Origin of the sequence: Mesorhizobium sp. M7A.F.Ca.CA.004.12.1.1 (assembly GCF_003997835.1) — a bacterium.
Taxonomy (GTDB): domain Bacteria; phylum Pseudomonadota; class Alphaproteobacteria; order Rhizobiales; family Rhizobiaceae; genus Mesorhizobium.
Window position 1 is genome coordinate 1 of sequence record NZ_RZRK01000530.1, and the last position, 4,335, is coordinate 4,335.

6 protein-coding genes are annotated in these 4,335 nt (G+C 62.3%); 5 read left to right on the forward strand and 1 reads right to left on the reverse strand.

Annotated elements, in window-relative coordinates:
* From EN984_RS24315 to EN984_RS24325, 3 genes are all read left to right on the forward strand, one after another.
* Window positions 1-665, forward strand: a 665-nt coding sequence (locus tag EN984_RS24315; RefSeq protein ID WP_127384002.1) for a DnaJ C-terminal domain-containing protein, incomplete at its 5' end; no start/stop codon positions are given.
* Between the two features lie 106 nt (window positions 666-771).
* A complete protein-coding gene (fabI, locus tag EN984_RS24320; protein ID WP_127268175.1) occupies window positions 772-1,590 on the forward strand; it encodes an enoyl-ACP reductase FabI in 819 nt (272 codons plus the stop codon).
* 46 nt (window positions 1,591-1,636) lie between these two features.
* A complete protein-coding gene (locus tag EN984_RS24325; protein WP_127268176.1) occupies window positions 1,637-2,224 on the forward strand; it encodes a histidine phosphatase family protein in 588 nt (195 codons plus the stop codon).
* A gap of 167 nt (window positions 2,225-2,391) precedes the next feature.
* On the opposite strand, the gene EN984_RS24330 is transcribed toward EN984_RS24325, so the two are convergent.
* Complete coding sequence (locus tag EN984_RS24330) at window positions 2,392-2,652, reverse strand: DUF1344 domain-containing protein (protein WP_027035965.1); 261 nt, start codon at window positions 2,650-2,652, stop codon at window positions 2,392-2,394.
* 178 nt (window positions 2,653-2,830) lie between these two features.
* On the opposite strand from EN984_RS24330, the gene aroC reads away from it, so the two are divergent.
* Complete coding sequence (gene aroC / locus EN984_RS24335) at window positions 2,831-3,931, forward strand: chorismate synthase (RefSeq protein WP_127268177.1); 1,101 nt, start codon at window positions 2,831-2,833, stop codon at window positions 3,929-3,931.
* Between the two features lie 110 nt (window positions 3,932-4,041).
* A partial coding sequence (locus EN984_RS24340; RefSeq protein ID WP_164765611.1) for a 3,4-dihydroxy-2-butanone-4-phosphate synthase occupies window positions 4,042-4,335 on the forward strand: 294 nt, incomplete at its 3' end.

Consider the following 4,335-nt stretch of genomic DNA (forward strand, 5'->3'; position numbering starts at 1 on the left):
CCTTTGGCGGCTTTCGTCGGCAACAGGGTCCGGGCGGTTCGCGGTTCGAATTCCGCTCCGGCCGACCGGGTGGCGATCCGTTCGACGGCAACAGCGACATCTTCAGCCAGATTTTTGGCGACACTTTTTCGGGCGCGCGCGGTCCCGGCACGGGCGATCGCCGCCAGCAGGCGACAGCAGCCGATCTGAACGTGACGCTCGATATCACCATCGAGGAAGCGGCGACCGCCGAAAAGGTGACGGCGATGTTCCCCGACGGCCGCAAGGTGGCGGTCAAGCTGCCGGCCTATGTCGAGGATGGTCAGACCATCCGCCTCAAGGGCCAAGGCGAGCAGGGGCCAGGCCAGCCAGGCGACGCGCTGGTCAAGATCCATCTGCGCCGACATCCACGCTACCGCATCGAGGGCCGCGACCTGCACGCCGATCTACCGGTGGTACTGGCGGATGCGGTGCTCGGCGCCAAGGTGCCGGTCGAGACGCCGACCGGCAGGCTCGCGGTCAACATTCCGGCCTGGTCGAGCTCCGACAAGGTCCTGCGGCTGAAGGGCAGAGGCCTGCCGGAAAAGGCCGGCGGCCACGGCGATCTCTACGCTCATGTGCGTATCATGCTGCCGGAAGGCGGCGACAGCGCGCTCGAAGCGCTGTTGCGCGGCCAAAAAGGCTGATCGGCGGCTTTTGTCCCCCGAACTGTCCGGTTTGGACGCTTGAAGGGGCTCTGTGCCTGTGCGATAGGGCAACCCACAAAGCTGAAATCTTGCGGAGAGCGCTCACATGGCGGGTGGACAGGGCCTAATGGCCGGCAAGCGCGGCCTCATTCTTGGCGTCGCCAACAATAGGTCGATCGCCTATGGCATCGCCAAGTCGTGCGTCGACCATGGCGCCGAGATCGCGCTGACCTATCAGGGCGAGGCGTTCAAGAAGCGCGTCGAGCCGCTGGCGGCGGAACTGGGCGCCTTTGTCGCCGGCCATTGCGACGTCACCGATCCGGCGAGCCTGGACGAGGTTTTCGCCAATGTCGCCAGGCACTGGGGCAAGCTTGATTTCCTCGTCCACGCCATCGCCTTCTCCGACAAGGATGAACTGACCGGCCGCTATGTCGAGACGACGCGCGACAATTTCCTGCGCACCATGGACATTTCGGTCTATTCCTTCACCACCATAGCCAAGCGCGCCGAGGCGCTGATGACCGATGGCGGCTCGTTGCTGACGCTGACCTACTACGGCGCCGAAAAAGTGATGCCGCACTACAACGTCATGGGTGTCGCCAAGGCGGCGCTCGAGGCCAGCGTGCGCTACCTGGCGGTCGACCTCGGCGCCAAGAAGATCCGCGTCAACGCCATCTCGGCCGGCCCGATCAAGACGTTGGCCGCCTCCGGCATCGGCGATTTCCGCTACATCCTGAAGTGGAACGAGTACAATTCGCCGCTGAAGCAGACGGTCACGCAGGAGGAAGTCGGCGATTCCGGCGTCTATTTCCTGTCCGACCTGTCGCGCGGCGTCACCGGTGAAGTGCATCACGTCGATTCGGGCTACCACGTCGTCGGCATGAAGGCGGTCGACGCGCCTGATATTTCGACGGTCAAGGACTAACGCCCGGCCAACCGTCGTCCGTCCCGATCCCGCACCGGAAGACCTGATGTACCCGCTGGTTTATATCGCGCGCCACGGCCAGACCGCGTGGAACGCCGAAATGCGACTTCAGGGGCAGGCCGATACCGATCTCAACGCTCTTGGCCGCGAACAGGCGACCGGCAACGGGCTTCGGCTAGCCGCGTTGGTCCCAAATCCCTGGGAATTCGATTTCCTCGCCAGTCCGATGAAACGGACGCGCGAAACGATGCAGCGTATTCGCGCCGCGATGAAGCTCGATCCGGATGCCTATCGAACCGATCCGCGCCTCGTCGAAGTCAATTTCGGCGATTGGCAGGGATTTACCTTTCCCGAGCTCGAGACAGGATATCCCGGAGCGAGCATGACGCGTGCTCTGGACAAGTGGAACTTTCAGCCGCCCGGCGAAGGTGCGGAGAGCTATCAGATGCTGCTCGAACGGGTGAGGCCATGCTTCGACGCGATCGAACGCCAGACGATATGCGTGACCCATGGCGGCGTCATGCGCACCTTGTTTCGCTTCGTTCTGGGGCTGGCCGAGGACGAGGCCGCGAACCTGGAAATACCGCAGGATCGCCTGCTCAAGCTCGAAGGCAAGAGTCTGGAGTGGCTTTAATGCATGTCGCCCAAAAGTGACCCCGGTTTTGGGAGAACGACATGCATAAAACAAAGACCTAAAGCGGGTCGCCTGAATCCGTTCAGACGCGACACGCTTTAGGCCATTGGCAGGCGGCTCGGCGAAAGCTGAACCGCAAACACAGCATTCAATTGAGGTTGGAAGCTCTAGTTGGCAGAGCTGTCCGGCAGTTCCATGTCGGTGACGATGTTTTCGCCATTGGTCACATCGTAGGCGATGACGATGTCCATGCCCGGCTTCAGCGCGTCGAGATCGGTCTCGGCGTTCAGCTTGTAGGACTTGCCGTCATCCAGCGTCAGCGTCGCCGTATCCTTGTCGATCTTCTTGATCAGGCCTTCGGTCTGGCCGGCGAAAGCGGCGGTGGAAAGCAGCAGCGTGGCGGCAATGGCGCCAATCAGGGTACGCATGATCGTTCCTCTTTATCATTGCGCCGGCATGGCGGCGGGCGTTCAACGGCGGATGGAGCAGAGCAGAAACCAACCGAATGTGTCAAAACTAAATCCGCCAGATCACAGTTTGACCCCTGTGAAAAACGCCAATAGAACGCAATCTTCAGCCGGCTCCGATGCCGGGCAGGGTCATTTCATGTCTCACAACACGTTCGGCCACCTTTTCCGCGTCACCACCTGGGGCGAAAGCCATGGCCCGTCGCTCGGTTGCGTGGTCGACGGCTGTCCGCCCGGCATCCGCTTCACTCGAGCAGACATCCAGGCCGAACTCGACAAGCGCCGGCCGGGGCAATCACGTTTCGTCACGCAGCGTCGCGAACCGGATGAAGTGAAGGTGCTGTCCGGCTTCATCTTCGACGAGGACGGCGAGACGATGATCACCACCGGCACGCCGGTGTCGATGCTGATCGAGAATGTCGACCAACGTTCAAAGGATTATGGCGAGATCGCCCGCCAATACCGGCCGGGCCATGCCGACTACACCTATGAGGTCAAATACGGCGTGCGCGATTATCGCGGCGGCGGCCGCTCCTCGGCCCGCGAGACGGCAGCCAGGGTGGCGGCCGGTGCCTTGGCGCGCAAGGTGGTTCCGGGCGTTGTGGTGCGCGGCGCGCTGGTGTCGATGGGCGAAAAATCCATAGACCGCGCCAACTGGAACTGGAATTTCATCGGCGATGCCGAAAATCCGTTCTTCACCCCCGATCCGGCCTCCGTACCCGTCTTCACCCAGTATCTCGACGGCATCCGCAAGGCGGGCTCCTCGGTCGGGGCGGTGATCGAAATCGTCGCCGACGGCGTTCCGCCAGGCCTCGGCGCGCCGATCTATGCCAAGCTCGATCAGGACATCGCCTCCGGCCTGATGTCGATCAACGCGGTCAAGGGCGTCGAGATCGGCAACGGCTTCGAGGCCGCCCGTATCACCGGCGAGCAGAATGCCGACGAGATGCGCATCGGCAATGACGGCAAGCCGGTGTTCCTGTCCAACAATGCGGGCGGCATCCTCGGTGGCATCTCGACCGGCCAGGCGATCGTCGCTCGTTTCGCCGTCAAGCCGACCTCCTCGATCCTGACGCCGCGAAAGTCGATCGACAAGGACGGCAGGGACGTCGAGATCATGACCAAGGGTCGCCACGACCCATGCGTCGGCATCCGCGCCGTGCCGATCGGCGAAGCAATGGTTGCCTGTGCGATCGCCGACCACTATCTGCGGCATCGGGGACAGACGGGAAGGGAATAGGGGAATAAGGGAATATGTTGCGCTCTTAGCGCGGCCGGCCAAATCTTTTTGCTTTTCCCTACTCCCGTACTGCCCTACTCCCTTATTCCCTGCGAGCAAAGCGAGCACTTATGCCTTACGACCAGAAGAAGATCGTCGAAGCCCTGCGTGCTTTCGAACGCGGCGAGATCGTCGTCGTCATGGATGATGACGGGCGCGAGAACGAAGGCGACCTGATCGTTGCCGCCGTCCACTGCACGCCCGAAAAGATGGCGTTCATCGTGCGCCACACCTCCGGCATCGTCTGCACGCCGATGCCGCGCGAAGAAGCCAAGCGGCTGAACCTTGCGCCGATGGTCGCCGACAACGATTCCGCCCATACCACCGCTTTCACCGTCAGCGTCGATTTCAAGCATGGCACCACG